This is a genomic window from Kovacikia sp. CALU 1929 (genome assembly GCF_056784235.1).
This window is the reverse complement of record NZ_JBXBCF010000123.1, coordinates 120,693-140,388: the sequence shown is the minus strand read 5'-3', so window position 1 is coordinate 140,388 and position 19,696 is coordinate 120,693. Positions and strand designations below refer to the sequence as shown.

Sequence of the window (19,696 nt, the reverse complement as noted above, 5' to 3'; positions counted from 1 at the left end):
TTAAGCAGCGGCTACTTGATCGATTGAGCAAGCACCATAAGCAGCAGGGTCAAAACCCTCTGGGAATTGGGTTTTCTGGCTATACAGCGATCGCTCCAGAAGTGCTCCATCCAGATTGGCACCCCACAGATTGGCACCACATAAGTTGACTGCCCGCAAATTTGCCCGCGCCAGAAGCGCACACTGCAACTGAGCATCCTGCAAATTTGCCCCTTCCAGGTTTGCATCTGGCAAATGAACCCTTCTCATGCGAGCCTGACTCAGGTTCACCTCACTCAGATCAGCCCCGGACAGGTTAACCCCATCAAGATGGGCTGCAAATAGCTTGCTCCCGTTAAAAACAGTGTCTTGAAGAGTGGCTTCGATCAGTCTGGCGTGGCTCAAATTTGCCCAGCTTAAGTTCGCATTTGTGAGATTGGCAGAACGCAAGTTAGCATTGCGCAAATCGGCGGCACTAAAGTTACTTGCCTCCAGATTGGCTTGACGCAAGTTGGCACCTGACAATTTGGCACCACTGAGATGAGCCTGACTCAGATTTGCTTTGACTAGAAAAGCGCCCCTTAAATTTGCTTTGGTTAAATCCGCCGCCGTCAAATTAACGGTCCCCAATCGGGCAAAGCTCAAATCCGATCCTCGCAAAAATGCCTGGCTCAAGTTTGCTTCTACCAAGTTTGCTCTGCTTAAATTGGCAGAAACCAGATAGGCAAAGGGCAAGTTTGCCGCTGCCAGGTTTGCCCCGACGAGTTTCACTTCCGCCAGGGTTGCCCCTGCCAGATTAATCCGGGCAAGGAAGGCACCGGGAAACGCTCGCTGCCCTTCTAAATACTGTTGAAGAAATTCATGGTCTTGCATATGGTGCAACTGGAATTTTCCAGCAACTCTACCTGACGCTAGACTTCCCGCCATGAAACTTGGCTGAGACAAATCTGTGAGTTTCTATACTTAAGTTCAAAAAAATATACGTAGCTCCCATCTTTGAACTGTAGGGTGAGCCTGTATCAATGAGCCAGGTAGATCCCACGATCGCCCTTATGATAGAAAAAATGACCGCCTATAAAGACCATCTAATTGTTTTCAGAAAATTAGTTTCTAGCAAGGAAAAGATGGATCGATGGCTAAAGCAGGAAGCGGGCGATCGCGAGTAAACTAGATGAGATTTTGTCCTTTTTTTAACTCATTCCTAAAACCGCAATCCCCCATTACCGATTCCCGATCACCTGATCAACCCTACTTTAGTAAAACCGAGTCGCTGGCTGGAGAACCCAGATGCAATTGCCCAACCATAGAGTGCAGAAAGTAAAAATCTTTGTCACTGTTTTCTGCTTCCTCGTCATCCCCCTGATTCTGCTATGTCTGGCGATTCGTCCAGCTTTTTCTACCGATACTCCAAAACACCATACCGATCTCAGTTTTCCACCGTTGCCAGAGGTTAAGGTGCCGGAGTATAGCCGGTTTCAGCTTGCCAATGGGATGGTCATCTATTTAATGGAAGATCATGAACTGCCCTTGGTGGGCGGAACTGCACTGATCCGCACAGGCGATCGCCTGGAACCTGGGGATCAGGTAGGGCTGGCAGGCATTATGGGTACTGTGATGCGATCGGGGGGAACAGAACGTCGTTCAGCGGACGAAATCAACGAATTCTTAGAGCAACGGGCAGCCTCGATAGAAACAGGAGTTGGTGAGGTTTCTGGAAGTGCCAGCTTTAATGCCCTCAGCGAAGACCTGGAGGAAGTGTTTGATCTATTTGCCGAAATTATCCAGGAGCCAGCGTTCCCCCAGGACAAACTTGACCTGGCAAAAACTCAGACACGGGGAGGGATTGCCCGTCGCAACGATGATCCTAATGGCATAGCTAGCCGGGAATTCCGTAAGTTAATTTATGGCGAGGACAGCCCCTACGCCCGCACCGTTGAGTACACCACCCTCGACAATATCTCCCGCACTGACCTGGTGAGTTTCTATCGCCAGTACTATGCTCCTGGCAATGTCTTGCTGGGCATTGTTGGAGACTTTGACAGTCAGACCATGCGCAAACAGGTCGAGGAAAAATTTGGCAAATGGAACCCCTCTGGGGAACCCGTCAAGCAAGCGCCATTGCCCACGGTCAGTCAGGCGAAGACTGGCGGCGTGTTTTTTGTCAATCAACCACAACTCAGTCAAAGCAGTATTCAGATTGGGCATATTGGCGGAGTCATGAACATGCCTGACTACCCGGCACTATCGGTGATGAACGGGGTTCTGAATGGTTTTGGTGGACGGTTGTTTAACGAGGTGCGATCTCGCCAGGGCTTGGCATATACCGTCTATGGCGCTTGGAACCCCCGTTACGACTACCCGGGTTTGTTTACTGCCGGAGGACAGACCCGCTCTGATGCCACCGTTCCTTTGATTAAAACTTTGCTCACAGAGATTGAGCGCATTCGTACCAGTCCCATTTCAGAAGCCGAGCTGAAATACGCCAAAGACTCTGTCCTCAATTCCTTCATTTTTAACTTTCAAAATCCTAGCCAGACCCTTTCTCGCCTATTGCGTTATGAGTATTTCGACTATCCCAGGGATTTTATCTTTCGCTACCAGAAAGGGGTAGAAGCGACCACGATCGCCGATGTGCAGCGGGTTGCCCAGACCTATTTGAACCCAGAACAGATTGTGACGCTGGTGGTCGGCAACGAGCAGGCAATCAATCCGCCCCTTAGTAGTCTCACCCCAGACGCAAAGGTGACTGCCATTGATGTTTCCATTCCTCCTCCTAGCAAGAGCTAGTGCTCTGTCAAATTTAATTTGACGGCGTTGCAGAGTAGAGGTGCGAATTAGGGGGAATTTTCATGCAATGCAAGGGGCGAGGGGACAGGAAATGTCTGAAAGCCCTTCTCATTGGGGAGAAGGGTGGGGATGAGGGCACATTAGTTGCACATCCCGTTACTAGCTATAACGATAAATTACAATCCAAACTCCCAGTCCGCCTACCAGAGATCCCACCAGGGCAAACGCCCAATTCACTTTGTATCGCTCTAGAGTCAAAGATGATGGTTTGCCATTCTTCAGGAATTGCTGTGCCTGAAGGAGATCTACCTGAATTCTTTCCACATCCAGGGTATTACCAAAAATCAATTCGTTATTCTCCCCCTGCCAATAGATGGCATATACTTTGCTGTCATAGGCATTCATTGCTTCTACACGACGAACTATTTGCAGATTCTTTAACAAAATCGTTTTGATGGGTATCCACCAAAAAAATTTCTCCTGCTTCAGGCAATTTACAGGCTGCTTTGCTATCCGTTCACATGTGACAGAAGAAGTCTGGGGGATGCCTTCCCAGATAAACAGTAGACCGATGATGGATAATACGCCACCGACAACTATAGATAAGAACCGTTGCTTCATACGGGGTGGTGAATTATCAGGTTCATGATTGAACTACAAAAGATGAACTAACGACTCAAGCAATAGCTGATTCTGTTCATCGGTGCCGACTGTGATCCGAAGTTTGTTTTCTAAACCGGGTTGCTTAAAGTAGCGCACCAAAATCCCCCGCTGTTTCAATGCCAGATAAAGCCCTTCTGCGTTGCCCTGGGGGGGCTGTGCCAGCAAAAAGTTGGCTTGAGAGTTCCATAGTTGAAAACCCAGTTGCTTGAGACGGGTTGCTAGCTTCCCACGGGATAGCTTGACCTTTTCAGCACATGCGTTTTTATAAGCCTGATCTCGCATGGCGGCTGCACCAACCAACGCCGCGATCGCATCCACATTATAGCTATCCTTTACCTTAAACAATCCACTCAATAGGCGGGGATTTGCAATTCCAAACCCCAACCGTAAACCCGCCAGAGAGTACCCCTTCGAGAGGGTGCGGATGACTATCACATTCTCAAACTCATGCACCAAAGGGAGGGCGGTTTCTGCGGCAAAATCCACATATGCCTCATCCACTACCAGCACACCAGACAGTTTGGTTGCCAGTTGGTGCAGATCGGGGATTGAAACACTATGCCCGGATGGACTATTGGGTGATGCAATAAACGTCACTGCACCATTGGCTGCAATCAGTTCTGCCAGCGGCAACTGAAAGTTTTCACTATAGGGAATTTCAACCAATTCAGCCGGTTGCATCTCAGTTAACGTGCGATACAGGACGTAGGTGGGGGTAGGGTAAACCACTGATCGCCCCCGCTCTGCACAGGCACGAATGATTACATTCAACAGTTCATCACTACCATTGCCCACAATGATCCAATCTTTGGGCACGGTTAATGCCTCGCTGACCGCCTGACGAAATTCATTGGCATAGGGATCGGGATAGCGTCGTAGCCATTCAGCATCTAGACTGTGCAAAACGGCGATCGCCGCGGGTGAAGGTGGGTAGGGATTTTCATTGGTATTCAGTTTGATGATGCGAGTCCCTGGCTTAGGTTGTTCACCGGGAATATAGCCCGTCATCGCATCTACGCTGGAACGGAAATAGCTGTTCATGCAGAAATCAGTTTGTTTTGCATTGGGTGATCAAAGGCTGGTTTGGCAGCAGTTGGCTCTCGTAGCGGCTATAGACTATCTGAGTTGGCGACCAGGAGGAAAACCAGTAGAGGTCTTGAATGACCTTTTGGCAGTGGGTTTCCTCTGTTTCTGCCAACTGAACTAATGCCAGATTATTTAACCCCACGACTTCATTTCCATCCTGAAACCAGCGCGTCTTCCAGAATTTAAAGGGCTGGAGCCAGCGCCAGCGAGCATTTTTTTTCTGTACTGCCCTTGACAACAACCACGGTAGAACCACCCCAAAATCAGCCGTCTGAGCCGGTTGTCGGGGTATCCACTCCAGCGCACAACCCCAGTCAGGGGGCGTGGATGGCGGTGGGTGCTGCAAAGCAGATTTGCTCTGGGAATTGCGATGAAATCGCCCCTTGGCAAGCTCAATCATGGCTGGGGGATCAGTCCAGCCTACCCACTGACGCACAGGTTCCGGCAGTAGCCACTGTTTCAAGCGGGTGTGAATGATCTGAGTTTTGGTTTCTTCGTTCTTCCACGCGCTGGCAGTTAACTGAATCAGAACAGCATCGGGTTCTGAGGAGTTAGGGGCTATCCCTGTATGGGAGAGCCGAACCATCGAACTGTAGTGAATATCGCCTGATAAAATAATGACCTGGCTCCGTTGCTCAAACAAGGTAGATAGAAATTTTGCCAGTGCTTCATAGTTAATATTCCAGGCATCTCCCACATCGGTTGAAAATACTTTGTTCCGCCGTAACTGCCAGTGATGAATCCAGTCAATCACCTGTAGTTCAAATAAATTGGTGGGAGCGATGACAAAGGTGATGGGAATTTCCGCATCCGTTGTTTGCTGTAAGGGTTGTAAAAGTTGTTGCTGAAAAGCCTGGGGGCAGAGCAGCATGGGAGGCGCGATCGCCTTCTCCGCCGCCGGATAGCCGCGCCAGGTGCGGGTGTCCAGAACAATCACTTCATGGCAATGACTCTGTAGGGTGTAGTGCCACGGAATTGCCTCTGGATCCCGTTTTAGCACTAATGCAGAACCATCTTGAATAAATTCAGGTAACCCGGTGTGCGGATCGGTGAAGGGCATACCCACGTAACGGGCGATCGCATCGTAAGCCTTGCGATCAGTGCCTTTAGAGCTAGACCAGGCTTGCGCCGCTGCCAGCAGTTTTTCACCGGATCGACCGGCTTCAAACTGTTGGGGAGTATTGCCCCACGCCTGAAACATCGCATAGGCTAACAGCGCATTTTGTACTGCCCGTCGTCCCAGAGGTCGCCCATACACCCGCAAACACCATGCCTGGTTCAGGTTCCAGTCGTCGCTCACGTCATGGTCATCAAAAATGCTGTAAGTCGGAACATTGGCAAGTGCCCGTTGGACCTTCCAGAGGGTGTGAATGAATTGCTGCATGTCTTTCACTTCCCGATCCCAGCGGCGACTGGCTTTGAGATCGTCGAGTATCTGGTTCCCTTTGGGGAAATGCGTCACCCAGCAGACGGGCGACCATGCCAGCAGGTAGGAAGCGTAAAATTCGCCCAGGCTGAGGAGGTGACTGTTGACTTTGAGGGGCTGGTTGCCCAAACCCGCTGTGAACCCTGCCTGCTTGGTTGCAACGCTGGCTCGTTTACCGGCAGGCAATTGCTGGGGGGTGTAGTAGACCACGTCCGAGGGTTCTTTGGGTCCCACAGGCAATGACTCTTCCCAGCCCAGGAGTAAATCTCCAAGCCGACTGGCAACCCAGAGTAGTGGGTCAGCCACATCATCGGCATAAACCTGATCGCCCGTGAGAAAGAGTTGGTGGGGACGAACTTTCGGTTGATCGGCAGCCTCTTCAATCAAACAGTCGAGTACGACCAGGGCATCAAACCCATCCCCGTGGGGCTTGCGGCAGGAACCGTGGACAATGCGCAAATCTTGAGATCCAGGTGGTAGGGCAAAGGTGGGTTTCTGATGCTGAAAATAGCTGACTGTGATATTGGGAAACTGGCTGGAACACAACGCCTGCTCCAGGGTGTGCTGGGTTTGGTGCCTCTCATCCGTAAAGTTGAGATCATAGGCATAGAGGCGATCGCTGCTCAGACAGTCGCCCACCTCAGAGCGGGCAATCACCGCTACCACATGGAGAAATTGTCCCAGGGCGATCGTAGACCGTTGCCCTGCCATGACGGGATTGCCCAGCACGGTGCCATTGTTTGTCGTTTCACAAACGGTCAGGTTAACCTGGCAGGCAGACTTCAACGCCACCCAGACTGTGACTGATCCAGGCTCCGTATGTTGCAAAACAGGACCCGCCAGAATTAGCGGCAAATTCTGCAAAAAATTATTTTCAGGTTCGTTCGCCATGGCAAACTGCAAAAAAAGGGATGCCTTTCAGCATACCGTCAGGTGGGATAGAGCCGATCCAGTTCCAGGAAGGTTTGCAACAGAACGTTTGCACCCTGAGCGCACTCCTCTGGCGAGGTGTATTCATCTTCAGAATGGCTGATGCCGTTCCGGCTGGGGACAAAGATCATGCCCATGTCTGTAAACCGTCCAATTTCCTGGGCATCGTGTCCGGCACGGCTAGGGAGATAGGTATAACTCAATCCCTCACGTTCACACACTTGCTGAATCACTTTTTTAATATGGGGAGCCGCTGGCGTTGGCAAAATGTGCAGGGTTTCGCGTAGGGTAATCTCAGTTCTGGTAGCCGTGGCGATCGCATCTAACTCTTTTTTGAGCAAGTTGATCAGATATTCCAAATGCTCCTGGGATAGATCCCGCAGATCAATTCTCAACTCAACCCTACCTGGCACCGTATTGGTCGCATTGGGTGAGACATTCAGATAGCCAACGGTCGCCACCTGCTCACCCGGAATTGCCACCGCGATTTGATTGACTGCCAGCACAATCTGGGAAGCCGCCACCAGCGCATCTTTTCGGAGATTCATGGGGGTGGTACCTGCATGGTTCATGCGACCAATGACCGTGACGGCAAAGCGGTACTGTCCCACAATGCCATCCACGACTCCTATGGGCACCCCGTCATATTCCAGAATGCCACCCTGCTCTACGTGCAGTTCTACAAAGGCGGCTATCTCAGAGTGGTAGCGCTTTGCCGAATGAATCCTTGACCAATTCCCACCAATTTTTTCCAGACAGGGCTGAATTGGCGTACCGTCTAATCGCACATAATACTCGGGTCCTTCTTTAATTTCTCCTGACATTGCCTTGCTACCCAGGACTGAGCGTTCTTCATCGGTGAACACAATCACTTCCAGGGGATGGCTGAGCCGAAGGTTATGTTCATTGAGCGCCCGTACCACCTCAATCCCAGCCAGCACCCCTAAACAGCCATCATACCGACCGCCGACAGGCACCGTATCAATGTGGGAACCTGTTGCTAGAGCCGGTGCGCCCTCACAGGTTCCGGCATACCTGCCAATGATGTTGCCAGCCGCATCAATAAAAACCGTCATTCCCGCTTCCACCATCCAGGACTGAACCAGTTGGCGAGCCAGCAAATCCTCTGTCGTAAACGCAACCCGGCTAATGCCGCCATTGGGCAGTTTGCCAATTTCTGCCAATTGATAAAGACTGCGGTTGAGGCGATCGCCATTCACCGTCAGCATCGGTAAAACTGCCATGATGATTCCCCTTCATGTATTTTGATTGGCATGCCTGTTGTGTTTTTTATAGAGTCAATCAGAGAAAGGGCTGTATTAAAACATACGAATTGGAGCCAATCGGAGGAGTACAAAAAAAATGAACCAGATCAGTACGGGTGCAAAACGAGTGTTTATCTGTGGTTCTGCCCTGCGGGGACAGCCTGACCACCACAATCTCCAGTCTGCCATGTTTATTCGAGAAACCCGGACTCGTCCCACCTACCGGATGCATTCTGCCGAGAATGATTGGCACCCGGCAATTTACGAAGTGACGGCAGGGGGCATCTCGATTCCGGGAGAAGTGTATGAGTTGAGCGGCGAACAGTATGAAAAATTACTGGCAAGCGAGCCACCCCATATGTATCCAGGTGACATTGTGCTGGAGGATGGCGAGGTGGTGACAGCGATTCTGTACCCGCAGGCATTGGTCGAGCAATATCACTGGCCCGATATTTCGCCTTTTGGCGGCTGGGCTGCCTACAAAGCCAGCAAAAGCTAAGTTCCAGATCTGCCACTTTGACCCATAACCTAGTACGATGAAAAGGCTATCTGTGGCATATCTGATCTGCTGATTCATAAGGAGAGCTAAATTGGTAGAACCTATTCTCTCAGGCATTGTGCTTGGCTTAATCCCTATTACCCTTGCGGGTCTGTTTGTCGCTGCCTATTTGCAGTATCGACGTGGCAACCAGTTGGGTCTTTAACTCTCTAAAACTGGAAAGGTAGTACCAGGCTTTGGATTCCTGGCTTCTTTAGAGAAGCCAGGAATCTTGGCGCAGGTTACTGCTCAGTAGGTTCGAGTGAGCCGGAATGGAGGCAGACAGTGGCTTCGTTGAGTCGCAACCCTAATCGAGAAAAGATTCAAATCCTGCTTAAGCGGACTGTCCCATCAGGAATAGGAGGTACGGGGTTTGTTTCCCTCCTGATCATCAATAGGATGGAGCCTTCAACAAATTCTGATAACTCTGGGCTTTTTTTCTTAGTAGTATTTGGCGCAGGGATTGGATTAGTTGTAGGCATTTGTATAGGCTTTTTGTTTGTCCTACTAAATAAATTTTTGTTTGAATTTGATATTGCTTATCGGTTAAATGTCTTTATAGCCTCTACTATTTCATTTTTAGTTGGCTTCTTACTCTACGGATGGTTAATCTGGGTTTCGCTTAGCAGCTTTAGCTTTCCATTCGGCTAACCATTTATAACAACGGATGGAAGCTGAATGAAGCGGATGGAAGTCGAATGAAATAGCCCTGACATTAGTCGTCAACAAAAAAGATGTCCGATTTGGACTGCTCTTTGAATGGATAATTGAGTGGAAGGGTGACGGTAAAGGTTGTTCCCTTGCCTAATTCGCTGGCGATCGCAATTTGCCCACCATGCAAATCAACACACCGCTTTACGGTTGCTAACCCCAAACCAGTCCCCTGCACAACCCCCACATTAGAGGCGCGGAAAAAAGCATCAAATAACCGTTCTGTCTCTTCAGCAGGAATGCCAATTCCTTCGTCTTTCACTTGTAAATGGATAGAGTTGGCATCGTAGATCAACTTGAGTTGAACGGTACCCCCTCCAGGTGAATATTTAATTGAATTAGAAACCAAATTTGTCAGGATTTGGCGCAATAGTTTCTGATCAATCCACACCTCCTGCGCGAGTCCCTGGCTGGAAAAAGACAATGCGTAGCGATCTCCTGCCGCCAATTGAAGGTCTGCCATCAGTTTCTGGCTCATGGACTTCAAATCAGTCGGTTGAGGTTTGAAATCCAGCTTGCCTGCGTCAGCTTTACCGATTAACAGCACCTCTTCCAACAATGAAGTCATATGCTGAACCGCACTGTGAATTTGCTGAAACCGCTCCAGTTTTTCTTCAGCAGACCATTCATAGTATTGAAGCAAGTCCGTTGCAGATTGAATCGTGGTCAGTGGTGTGCGGAATTCGTGGGAAATCATTGAGACAAAGCGTGATTTGAGTTCGTTGAGTTCCCGTTCCCGGTTGAAGGCTTTACGAATTTCTTCCTCTGCCTGCTGGCGTTCGTCTTCGATCTGTTTGCGTTCGCTGATATCAATGCAGGAACCGATGTAGCCTGCAAACCTGCCTTCAGGAGTAAACCGAGGTTTGCCCCGGTCTAGCAACCAGCGATATTCTCCATCTGCCCGCCGGAGACGGTATTCTATTTGAAATTCCTGGCGAACTGCAAATACTGACTGATAAGCGGAGAGGCGAAACTGAATATCATCTGGATGGATGCCGGTTGCCCAACCGTTGTTGCATTCTTGTGCGTGGGTGCGTCCTGTGAAATCTAACCAACTCTGGTTAAAGAAATTGCACACCCCATCCGTATCTGCCATCCAGAGCAGCATTGGGGCGCTGTCTGCCATGATGCGAAACCGGGACTCACTCTCACGCATGGCAGCTTCAGCCTGCTGCCGTTCCTGGATTTCCTGATTTAGCAACTCAACCGTACTGACCAGTTCTACGGTTCGTTCTGCGACTCGTCGTTCCAGTTCAGTGTTGAGTTTTTGCAGGGCTTCCGTTGCCCGTTTGCGCTCCAACTCAGCCGAGGCACGGGCGGCAAACAGGCGCAGAATACCTTCAAATCGCTGGCGATCGCCGATGGGCTGGCTATCCAGAATATAGAGATCACCCAGGGGATTGCCAGCCGTGTCGAACAAGGCAGCGCCCAGATAACTAACTGCTCCCAGGGTTGCTAATGCGGGAACATCAGAAAATAAATCTGGGGTGGGGTCAGGGCAATGGTGGATTCCCTGCTGTAAGGTCGTTTCGCAGGGAGTGAGGGCAGGGCTATAGCTCAAATTTGGTTGAAGTTGGTGGTCAGACCAAAATGCCAGCGTATGCAGTTGGCAATCGAGCCGCTCGGTGACAATTGCATGGCGAACGCCAAAGACCTGGCAAATGCAGCGAACCAGTGCCGGGAAAAAGTCGTTGCCCGTGGTGGAAGCCGTCCCCTCCGCCAGGTTTTGGAGCGCAATTTCGGTCTGGATACGGGCAGTAATATCGACCCCAATGCCCAGAACGCCGCAGGTTTGGCTTTCGGGTAACCAAATGGGTTGCTTTTGCCATTGCAACCATACTTCGCCACGGGCTGGATGGATCTGCTGCTCTTGGGGAATGAAAAGGGGCTGCTGGGTGCTAATGACCTGTCGGTTTTGTTGCAAAAATTGTTGAGTCATTTCCGGCTGAGGATGCACATCCCCATCTCGGATGCCTTTCAATTCTTCAACTGTTTTGTTGTAGTAGTGCGCCATCGCTTTATTGGCAAGCAGATAACGCCCATCCCAGTCTTTAACGAAGATCAAATTAGGGGCGGTATCGATCACCGTTTGCAAAAATTCTTGTTGCTGGGTAAGTTTTTCTTCCGCTTGTTTTCGGTCAGTAATGTCCTGTCCAACAGCTTGGTATTCAACAATATTGCCCTGCTGATCAAAGATTGCCCGATCGGTCCATTGATGCCAGCGAACTTCCCGATTCGATAGGATAATGCGATGCTCATAGGTAATCTGGGGGTTTTCCTGGGAGAGGGAGGTGAATTGCTGGATGATGAAGCGGTGCTCTGCTTCAGGAACTCGTGACAGAAAGGAAATGCCTAAGAGTTCCTCTGGCGAACAGCCAAAATAGCGGCAATAGGCTTGATTGACAAAGGTTAAGGTCGTGTCGGGCAGGAACCGACTAATCAGTTCAGTCTGGTCTTCTACAATTGCCCGGTAGAGGGTTTCGCTTTTCTTTAAGGTCGCCTGGGCAGCTTGTAGATCTGTCAGTGCCGTTTGCGCCTGGTGCAAGGCTGTTGCCTGCTGAATGGCGATCGCCACCTGCCCCGCCAACTGGTCTAATAACTCCAACTCTGATGGTTGCCAGTATCGAGGATGGGAGCATTGATGGGCAATCAGTAAGCCCCAGAGCAAGGGAGCGGAGCAAGGGGACGAAATCCTTTCGCCATTGGCTGTCGCCGGTTGTCCGTCGCTTCCCTGCGGTTGCCCCCCCAACAGAATAGGGACGACCAGATTTGCCTGCACCTGAAACTGTTCCAAAAGCTGGATATGGCAAGCCTCCAGCTCAGCATGGTGAATGTCGGCGATCGCCCGCTTTTTCCCGTGACGGTAAACCTCCCCAACCTCGCCTTCAAAACACGGTTCGGCAATTTGCAGACCCAAGGTCGTTGACCATCCCGGTAGTACTGCCTCAGCTACAATTTTGCCGCTGATATTGGTATCAAACTGATAAATAATCACTCGATCAGTTTTGAGAAATGCCCGTACTTCCTGAACAACAACGGCTAGGATATCCTCCAGTTTTAACGACTGCCGAATTTTTAAGGTAATCTCTCCGATCAGTCGCTGCTGTTCCTGGCTTTGTTCAAGCTGCTGCATCAGGCTGCCTCGTTCGATGACGCTGTTCACAGCACGGCAGAGCACTTCAGCCGTCAATTTGTCTTTTAATAAATAGTCCTGAGCACCGCTTTTCATCACCTGCACGGCAAGCATTTCGTTGCCGCATCCGGTTAAAAAGACCACTGGAACCAGCCCCTTGCCAGTTTGTAGTTTTAACTGGTTGAGAAATTCTAGTCCGTCTGAGGCGGGCAGCATGAAGTCCACCAGAATTGCATCTGGCATTGTCTGTCGGCATAGCACCAGGGCTTCTGATACCTGTTCGGCTTCCAGGATGCGGTAGGTGTAGCGAACATCTGACTGCAAAAAACGGCGGTAGATGGCTCTATCGTCAGCAGAGTCATCAATGATCAGAATGGTACGGCGATCGTCCATGTAGAGTATCGGTCAGGTTGAGGGTTTGATTGGAATTTGAATCATAAAATAAGTCCACCCTCCAGAACTGTTAACCTGAATGTTGCCTTTCATCTGCTCTACAAACTTTTTGACCAGACTCAGCCCTAAGCCGGTTCCTCCCTGTTGCCAGCGATCGCCATTGGGGACGCGGTAAAATCGGTCAAACAGATGCGGCAATGCACTGGCAGGGATCTCAGCCTGATTCTTGAGAGCGATCGAAACGAATGGAGGATGGAGGGTCAAGGCTGATTGGCTGGCTTCATCCTTCATCCTTAAGCCTTCAGCCTTTCCCCGCCCCACCTCCAGGATAATCTTGCCACCGGGAGCCGTATATTTACAGGCGTTGTTCAGCAGTTCGGTCAAGATCCGTTCTAAGCTAAACCGATTTACGGTAACGGGTGGTAAGTCTGAATCCACATCGACCTGTAAAATTTGTTGTCGTTGCTGGGCACGGACTTCAAAGGGTTCTGCGATCGCGGCAACCCAGTGTTGTAGATGCAGGGTTTCTATTTCCTCCAAGCAGGTTTGTGATTCCAGGCGCTGTAGGTTGAGCAGCTTATCAATCAGTTCCACTTCATGGTTGCAGGCGGTTTGCAAAGCTTCCAGGTAAAACAATTGCCGCTGACTATTTGGCTGGGTCATTTGCAGCAGTTCAATTGACATTTTCATGGTTGCCAGGGGGCTGCGGAGTTCATGGGCAACGGTGCTCACAAAGTCATCTTTCAACAAATTCGACTGCTGAATTTCCTCCAGCTTTTGCTTCAACTCCATCACGGCTGCCTGTTTGGTCAGTCGCGTCGAAACGGCTTCCAGCAGATCAGTCCGGGTGAAGGGTTTGGTCAGGTAGTCATCTGCACCCAAACTCATCCCCCGACGAAAGTCGCTACGCTCTGACTTGGCAGAGAGAAAGATAAACGGAATTGAGTTTGTGGTTGGGGATTGCTGCAAGACTTCCAGGACACCGAACCCATCCAGCTTGGGCATGGTGATGTCGCAAATAATCAGGTCAGGTAAGTGTTCTTGAGCAGACTGCACCCCTGCCTGACCATCTTCGGCGGCGATCGCCTGAAACCCTTCTGCCTTCAGCATCGCCACCAGATTGATCCGAACCGGCGGCTCATCTTCAATCACTAAGATTTTGGGCATGACTGAACTGTCTCCGTGATTCAAGCGTTACAGGGAAGGATGACGGTAAAGACAGTGCCAACCCCCACCGAGCTTTCCACAGTAATACTGGCAGTAATATCGGCTCTGCGGAGTTCAACACATTTTTTGACAATCGCCAGTCCCAGTCCGGTTCCTTGAATGGTGCTCACATGGTTTACTCGGTAAAATGCCTCAAACAAGTGTTCCCTTTCATGGAGTGGAATCCCGATTCCTTCATCTTTTACCCACAATTTCACACAATCTGTCAAGTATTCAAGAGCCAGTTCAATGGTTCCACCTTTGGGGGAGTCTTTGATCGCGTCGTTCATCACTGCAATCTCTGCGATCGCTTCAAATATTTTCCCTGTGGTGAACCTAGTATCTGACCCCGATCGTAAATCAAATTCCCACGCAGAAAAGTGTGCTTGACCCGTCCCGTTAACTCCATTCCTTCAAAAGGGGTGTACCCTTGTTGTGATAGGGATTCAGACGCACGCACCACAAAGGTTTCATTGGGATCTAGCAGAACCAGATCAGCATCATAGCCAATAGCAATATCGCCCTTTTGAAATAGCCCAAATCGTTGAGCAGGATTCCAACTCAATAGCCTTGCCATGTGGTTATAAGACAGACCCCGCTTACTCCCTTCACTGAAAATTCCTGAGAGCAAATACTCCGTACCACCAAAGCCAGACTTGGCCAGCCAAATATTATCTGGATCGCTGAGGTTAGATTTTTGCTCAGCCGAACAGCAGGCGTGATCACTGACGATCCAGTCAACTTGATCCTGCATCACAGCATTCCATAAATATTCAACATCTTCTCGTGGTCGAATGGGTGGATTGACTTTTGCCCATTTACCTGTCGGTGCTTCCACATCGAGCAAGAGATGACCCACGGTGACTTCTCGCCTGAAATTGATATGGGGAAAGGTTGCCTGCATCATCAGAGCTGCTTCGACTGCCTTGCGGGAACTGAGATGGAGCAAATTAATGTTGACACAGTTCGTTTCGTGCGCCAGATAGGATGCAATGCAAATGGCTAACCCTTCTGAGTGGGGAGGTCGAGCCGCACTGTAGGCATTTAGACCAGTCAGGGACGAATCTTGCTGCACGATTTTGGTGTAGGCATTGAGAATATCGGCGACTTCGCAGTGGAGGCTGAGGCTGATCGAATCCTGCCTGGTGGGATAGCGTTCCCTCAACTGAGACAGACTCCGCATGATGAACTCAAAATGGGCAAAATCATAGCGATCGCCCTGGTTGATCATCAAAAATAGATTCTGTTGATTGGAAAGCCCATGCAATCCATACCCACCGTAGAACATAAAAATTTTGAAGGAGGCGACCCCGTGCTGCTCAAATAACCACTGCATCTCGTCAATATGCTGCGGGGCGATCGGGGCGATGTGATAGCCGTAATCCACAAAAAAATTGCCTTCTGATAACGCCAGCACCTCTGGAAAAAAATCTTTGTACGAGCCACCTTTATTCAGGTAATACTGACCCGTGCGGATATAGTTCAGGCTGGTGGTTACTCCCCCCATTGCGGCTGCTTTGCTTTCGGCGAGCGCATCCCGGTCCAGGGGTTGATAGATGCCAATGTGCATGTGAGCGTCAACCACCCCTGGAAAACCGAGCAGGTTCTGAGCGTCGAATACCTCCTGTGCCTGGTCAGGGCTGATTTCTGGTGCAATTTGGCTGAATTTACCATCCTTAATACCCACATCAAGGCGATCGACCGATGATTGATGAGGACGAACCACCCGCACATTTTTGATCAGTTTATCTAGAGTAGGGGTTTCAGACACAGGACCTCTTGTCAGCATCCGCTAGATCAATTTTTTATCAGGCTGCCTAAAATAAAACTTTTAGAATGAAATTATAGCGGTTTGAATTCAAGCAGATTCAGGAGAAAAGGTGATGGAACGTTTTAATGAGTACCATTTAGACCCCCAGCAGTTTCCTTTTCTAACCACGCTGCAAAATAGCTGGCAAGCAATTCGGGATGAATTTACAACTTTTAAGGATAAAGCCTCTGAGGAGGAGTTGAAGTTTGCCTTCGACGTAATGGGACCTAAAAGTAAAACAGTAAAGACTAAAGGTAATGCAAAATACAGTGCTTTTGGCGTTTTATTTCAAGGGCTGTTGATTGAAACCTATATTCAAACGCATCACATTCAATATTCTCAATATGCGTCGCAGGATATAACTGGAAAGGCGCTTAAATTAAGAGAAAAATACTTCCCGGCGTTAACTGAGGCGATCGAAGTAACCAATTCAATCAATGACAACATTCTGAGAAATGTTTATTTTGGGACATTTCATCCAGGGCTAGATGTCAAACTGCATGTGAACTACAACCCCCATATGAATCGTGGTTATTTAGGGTTGATTGTGCCCAGGGGAGATGTCGCAATGAAAATATGCCATGACAAGCTCTACTGGCATGAAGGTGAATTTTTGGTTTTAGATCACAGCTATCCCCATTGTCCGCATAATTATACGGAGTACGAAAGAACTGTTTTGGTTGTCGATTTCTTTAAGACGGATCAGCCGAGGGCAGACCTGATACAGATGGAACAGGAATTAGTCGAACAACGAATGCACGAAAATCCCTACAGCCTGGGTGTTTTTGGTAAGAGCGATAAAGCTCAAGCCGAAGACTTCATTAAGTATGGTCTAAGCCACCAGTTGGAGTGGGATAAAGCATTAGAAGCTTAACGTTCCGGCTGAGCGGCTGGTGATAGCCTTTGAAACTCAACCAACCAACTTGCGGCGTTCCGTTGCAGTGGTAAATTTGATTCCTGCTTGCACTTCTGCGGGATAAGCAATAGTGCCAAGCCTCTAACCAAATCCATAAAAGCGATTCTCAAAAGGACTTTTGCGTCCAATTTCAAAATGGGTGAAAACGGCTTTGGACTAAATTTGGACTAAATTTAACAGCGCTTTCAGGACGCATTTAGAACAAGAATGCCGGTACCCGTGTTCGCCCATGAAGACGTGGGTACAAAAACGATCTCATGATCTCGTTTGAGTCCTGCCGTAAGTCTTATATTGATTCTCATCGTCTCATTTGAGGCAAAGAATATTTGCCGCCAAATGTTGACCTCAAAACCTCTCATTTGCCACAGCACGCCCCATCTCCGCTTGAGGATGCTGGCAGAAACTCACTGGATTCAAAACCGCCATAGCAGCATCTGTTTCACCAAAACGAAGCTTGTATCGCTGCCTTGCCGTCCTGGCTCAACGCTGGAATTAAATCATCTCATTCGTCCTATATAAGACTCACTTTAAGCCTTATTTTGAGTCTCAGTTTCTCATGTAAGACAAAAACTTTAAAAATTGTAACCTGCTTTTGTAAGCTTTATCCTGGAAGCGGTATGGCAAAGGGCAGTCTCAAGATTAAGCCCATGATATGTAGCCTGTAGCCCAGACAGTCTCTTTCACTCCTGTCTGCGTTTGGGTGAGACTCGCGTTAAAGCGTGTTACCTGGGATATAAAAGCGGGTTCGCGAAAAGAGCCTGCGATCGCCTACCCGGAATCTCACCGGAATCTTATGAATAAGGTGTTAGAACCTTCTTGCAGCCTATCTAAAAAGCCTGACGACCTAAGCTCAGTCCCAGACCTCAAAAAATCGGATACGCTCTAACCTAACTGTGCTTTACAAAATGTCCTCCCATGAAACCCACAAATTTGAAAGGCTTCTATTCTCCCTTTAGTGCCCTGGTTGGTGTTCTGGCAATTGGTTTCACATCTCCGTTGATCGCCTCAACCGCCCTGGCACAGAAACCAAACTGCACCACCCCCCAGACCCAGGCTGAAATGAACGCCTGCGCCGGATTGAGTTTTCAAACCAGCGATCGCGAACTCAATCGGGTCTATCAAGCACTGCTTCCCAGCCTTTCTGGTCCAAGGCGGCAAAAGCTGGTCAATGCCCAATTGCGCTGGATTCGGTTCCGCGATCATGAATGCACCTTCTATGGCAGTCTGGCAGAAGGAGGCAGTATGCAGCCAATGCTGATTAGTGCATGCAAAGACCAACTGACCCAACAAAGAACAACAGATCTGAATGCATATTTAGACGGAATTACCCTGTCAGTGAACAGCAACCATCAAACCGCTGATCGCAAACTCAACCAACACTACCAGCTACTTCAGAAAACCCTATCCCCCCAGCGCAAACGACAGTTAGAAACAGCCGAGCTTTCCTGGATCAGCTTCCGAGACAGCACCTGTGAATTTGAGACAGGCAGAGGCGGTAATACAGCCCGCGATCGTTGCCTGACTCGCCTTACAGAGCAACGAAATCAGCAGTTGATCAAGTACCTCGAAACAAACAAAGCATTATCCAGCAGAGGATTGTTTACCCAAAACCGACGGTCTCAATCGTCTCAAATGGGTCTCATTCCTAGTCTCAAGGTGATTCTTAAAATCTTGAATTGGACTTATTAAAAGAAGACCGGAGGTCGCGAACCGCAATTGGGAGTCAGTGGTTAGTAGAAATGGCTCAAATCATCAAAAGTGGTATTGGATGGCGTATTGGTTGGAATCCAGATGCAGAGGTTTTCAAAGGACTGGTCGGGACAGATGCCTGGGCACTGGAGTTGACCGAAGCAGAACTGAATGATTTTTGCCGGTTATTACATCAACTGGCAGAGACAATGGAGCAAATGAGCAGTGAACTGATGGATGAGGAGTCCATCGCCTGTGAAGCCGAAAGCGATCTCCTCTGGTTAGAGGTAGAAGGGTATCCCCATGCCTATAGCCTGCACCTGATCCTGCTCACGGGAAGGGGGGGTGAAGGTTGCTGGACTGCTTCAGCCGTCCCTGAACTGATTCGTTCCGTTCAATTATTGAAAGTGTTTTAGCAATAGCAGGTATGTTATATTTGTTAAGCACATCGGGGCGTAGCGCAGCTTGGTAGCGCACTACTTTGGGGTAGTAGGGGTCGCAGGTTCAAATCCTGTCGCTCCGATAGCAAGAAAGCCTTGAGAGGTAATACTCTCAAGGCTTTTTTAATTTAAGAATCCTTGAGATCAGAGGTGAATCTGAAGCGTAATCTGGAACGATTTAGTGCGATCTGGAGCGTTGATTGGGGGAGAATTGGGGGAGAAATGTTGCTGTTACCCCAGCAGGAGTTTCCCCCCAATGCCTCGACTGAAAGCTTCAAAAGGCAGTGTCACTGTACGTTCTACCGATGGTCGTCTTTATCTCCGTTGGAGTTGGTCGGTTGAATTGGGGGGGAATGGCAAGCGATTTGAGATTGCCACGGGCTTGACTGATACAAAAGCCAATCGCTCAATTGTGGATTTACAAGCCAAAGTGATCGAACGGGATCTAGTTAATGTTTATTCGATCCCACCTTGAGAAAATATCGGGGCGATCGGGTTGGGGCACGATTGACCGTGGTTTCTTTGTTTGAAAAATTTATTGACTCCAAAACTCCCTGCGTTTGGAAAGATACCCTGATCAAATTACTGGGGAATGCTGACCCACCTGAAGGAGTACTTCAAGTCAAAGGGAGCCAGGGACATTGGGGAAGAAGAATCGATCGCCATCATGGAACTGTGGGCGGTTCATCCGTCGGTAAAGAATTTTTGCCCTCCGGTCTTATAG

19 protein-coding genes and 1 tRNA gene are annotated in these 19,696 nt (G+C 49.3%); 11 read left to right on the top strand and 9 right to left on the bottom strand.

Annotation, left to right across the window (positions count from 1 at the left end):
- Nucleotides 1-852, bottom strand: coding sequence for a pentapeptide repeat-containing protein (locus AC1S52_RS33995; protein WP_482033484.1), 852 nt, complete (start codon nt 850-852; stop codon nt 1-3).
- Between the two features lie 149 nt (nt 853-1,001).
- Here AC1S52_RS33995 and AC1S52_RS33990 point away from each other — a divergent pair, with 149 nt between their 5' ends.
- Complete coding sequence (locus AC1S52_RS33990) at nt 1,002-1,145, top strand: hypothetical protein (RefSeq protein WP_482033483.1); 144 nt, start codon at nt 1,002-1,004, stop codon at nt 1,143-1,145.
- A gap of 121 nt (nt 1,146-1,266) precedes the next feature.
- Nucleotides 1,267-2,766, top strand: a complete 1,500-nt coding sequence (locus AC1S52_RS33985; protein WP_482033482.1) for a M16 family metallopeptidase — start codon at nt 1,267-1,269, stop codon at nt 2,764-2,766.
- Between the two features lie 159 nt (nt 2,767-2,925).
- Here AC1S52_RS33985 and AC1S52_RS33980 read toward each other — a convergent pair whose 3' ends face one another.
- Genes AC1S52_RS33980 through AC1S52_RS33965 form a run of 4 tightly spaced genes read right to left on the bottom strand, consistent with a single transcriptional unit; the run spans nt 2,926 to nt 8,115 of the window.
- Entirely contained in the window at nt 2,926-3,387 is a 462-nt protein-coding gene (locus AC1S52_RS33980; protein WP_482033481.1) for a hypothetical protein, read from the bottom strand.
- 33 nt (nt 3,388-3,420) lie between these two features.
- Nucleotides 3,421-4,470 carry a histidinol-phosphate transaminase gene (hisC, locus tag AC1S52_RS33975; protein WP_482033480.1) on the bottom strand — a complete coding sequence of 350 codons (1,050 nt, stop codon included), beginning with the start codon at nt 4,468-4,470 and terminating at the stop codon, nt 3,421-3,423.
- Between the two features lie 7 nt (nt 4,471-4,477).
- Nucleotides 4,478-6,832: a PhoD-like phosphatase gene (locus tag AC1S52_RS33970; RefSeq protein ID WP_482033479.1), complete on the bottom strand. Its 2,355-nt coding sequence runs from the start codon at nt 6,830-6,832 to the stop codon at nt 4,478-4,480.
- Nucleotides 6,833-6,870: 38 nt separating this feature from the next.
- A complete protein-coding gene (locus AC1S52_RS33965; protein WP_482033478.1) occupies nt 6,871-8,115 on the bottom strand; it encodes an allantoate amidohydrolase in 1,245 nt (414 codons plus the stop codon).
- Nucleotides 8,116-8,233: 118 nt separating this feature from the next.
- Here AC1S52_RS33965 and AC1S52_RS33960 point away from each other — a divergent pair, with 118 nt between their 5' ends.
- The 3 genes from AC1S52_RS33960 (at nt 8,234) to AC1S52_RS33950 (ending at nt 9,325) form a co-directional block, all read left to right on the top strand.
- Nucleotides 8,234-8,635, top strand: a complete 402-nt coding sequence (locus AC1S52_RS33960) for an allophanate hydrolase-related protein (protein WP_482033477.1) — start codon at nt 8,234-8,236, stop codon at nt 8,633-8,635.
- A gap of 91 nt (nt 8,636-8,726) precedes the next feature.
- Nucleotides 8,727-8,840 (top strand): cytochrome b6-f complex subunit V, encoded by a 114-nt coding sequence (gene petG / locus AC1S52_RS33955; protein ID WP_482033476.1) that lies wholly within the window; start codon nt 8,727-8,729, stop codon nt 8,838-8,840.
- A gap of 119 nt (nt 8,841-8,959) precedes the next feature.
- A complete protein-coding gene (locus AC1S52_RS33950; protein ID WP_482033475.1) occupies nt 8,960-9,325 on the top strand; it encodes a hypothetical protein in 366 nt (121 codons plus the stop codon).
- Between the two features lie 64 nt (nt 9,326-9,389).
- Here the strand turns inward: AC1S52_RS33950 and AC1S52_RS33945 are convergent, their stop codons facing one another.
- From AC1S52_RS33945 to AC1S52_RS33930, 4 genes are read right to left on the bottom strand one after another with little or no spacing between them, the layout of a single operon-like run.
- Nucleotides 9,390-12,911, bottom strand: a complete 3,522-nt coding sequence (locus AC1S52_RS33945) for a PAS domain S-box protein (protein ID WP_482033474.1) — start codon at nt 12,909-12,911, stop codon at nt 9,390-9,392.
- Between the two features lie 12 nt (nt 12,912-12,923).
- The gene (locus AC1S52_RS33940; RefSeq protein ID WP_482033473.1) at nt 12,924-14,078 is read right to left on the bottom strand and encodes a hybrid sensor histidine kinase/response regulator; all 1,155 of its coding nucleotides are present in this window, start codon (nt 14,076-14,078) and stop codon (nt 12,924-12,926) included.
- Nucleotides 14,079-14,098: 20 nt separating this feature from the next.
- Nucleotides 14,099-14,407 carry a sensor histidine kinase gene (locus tag AC1S52_RS33935; RefSeq protein ID WP_482033472.1) on the bottom strand — a complete coding sequence of 103 codons (309 nt, stop codon included), beginning with the start codon at nt 14,405-14,407 and terminating at the stop codon, nt 14,099-14,101.
- A complete protein-coding gene (locus AC1S52_RS33930; RefSeq protein WP_482033471.1) occupies nt 14,407-15,888 on the bottom strand; it encodes a dihydroorotase in 1,482 nt (493 codons plus the stop codon). The genes AC1S52_RS33935 and AC1S52_RS33930 overlap by 1 nt, the downstream gene beginning before the upstream one ends.
- Before the next feature lie 112 nt (nt 15,889-16,000).
- Between AC1S52_RS33930 and AC1S52_RS33925 the strand changes: the two genes are divergently transcribed.
- The 6 genes from AC1S52_RS33925 (at nt 16,001) to AC1S52_RS33900 (ending at nt 19,696) form a co-directional block, all read left to right on the top strand.
- Nucleotides 16,001-16,801 carry an aspartyl/asparaginyl beta-hydroxylase domain-containing protein gene (locus tag AC1S52_RS33925; protein WP_482033470.1) on the top strand — a complete coding sequence of 267 codons (801 nt, stop codon included), beginning with the start codon at nt 16,001-16,003 and terminating at the stop codon, nt 16,799-16,801.
- A gap of 957 nt (nt 16,802-17,758) precedes the next feature.
- Nucleotides 17,759-18,532 carry a lysozyme inhibitor LprI family protein gene (locus tag AC1S52_RS33920; protein WP_482033469.1) on the top strand — a complete coding sequence of 258 codons (774 nt, stop codon included), beginning with the start codon at nt 17,759-17,761 and terminating at the stop codon, nt 18,530-18,532.
- 50 nt (nt 18,533-18,582) lie between these two features.
- Entirely contained in the window at nt 18,583-18,948 is a 366-nt protein-coding gene (locus AC1S52_RS33915; protein WP_482033468.1) for a DUF1818 family protein, read from the top strand.
- A 33-nt stretch (nt 18,949-18,981) separates the two neighbouring features.
- Nucleotides 18,982-19,055 (top strand) — tRNA-Pro (locus AC1S52_RS33910).
- 173 nt (nt 19,056-19,228) lie between these two features.
- Nucleotides 19,229-19,447: a hypothetical protein gene (locus tag AC1S52_RS33905; RefSeq protein ID WP_482033467.1), complete on the top strand. Its 219-nt coding sequence runs from the start codon at nt 19,229-19,231 to the stop codon at nt 19,445-19,447.
- A 117-nt stretch (nt 19,448-19,564) separates the two neighbouring features.
- A complete protein-coding gene (locus AC1S52_RS33900; protein WP_482033466.1) occupies nt 19,565-19,696 on the top strand; it encodes a hypothetical protein in 132 nt (43 codons plus the stop codon).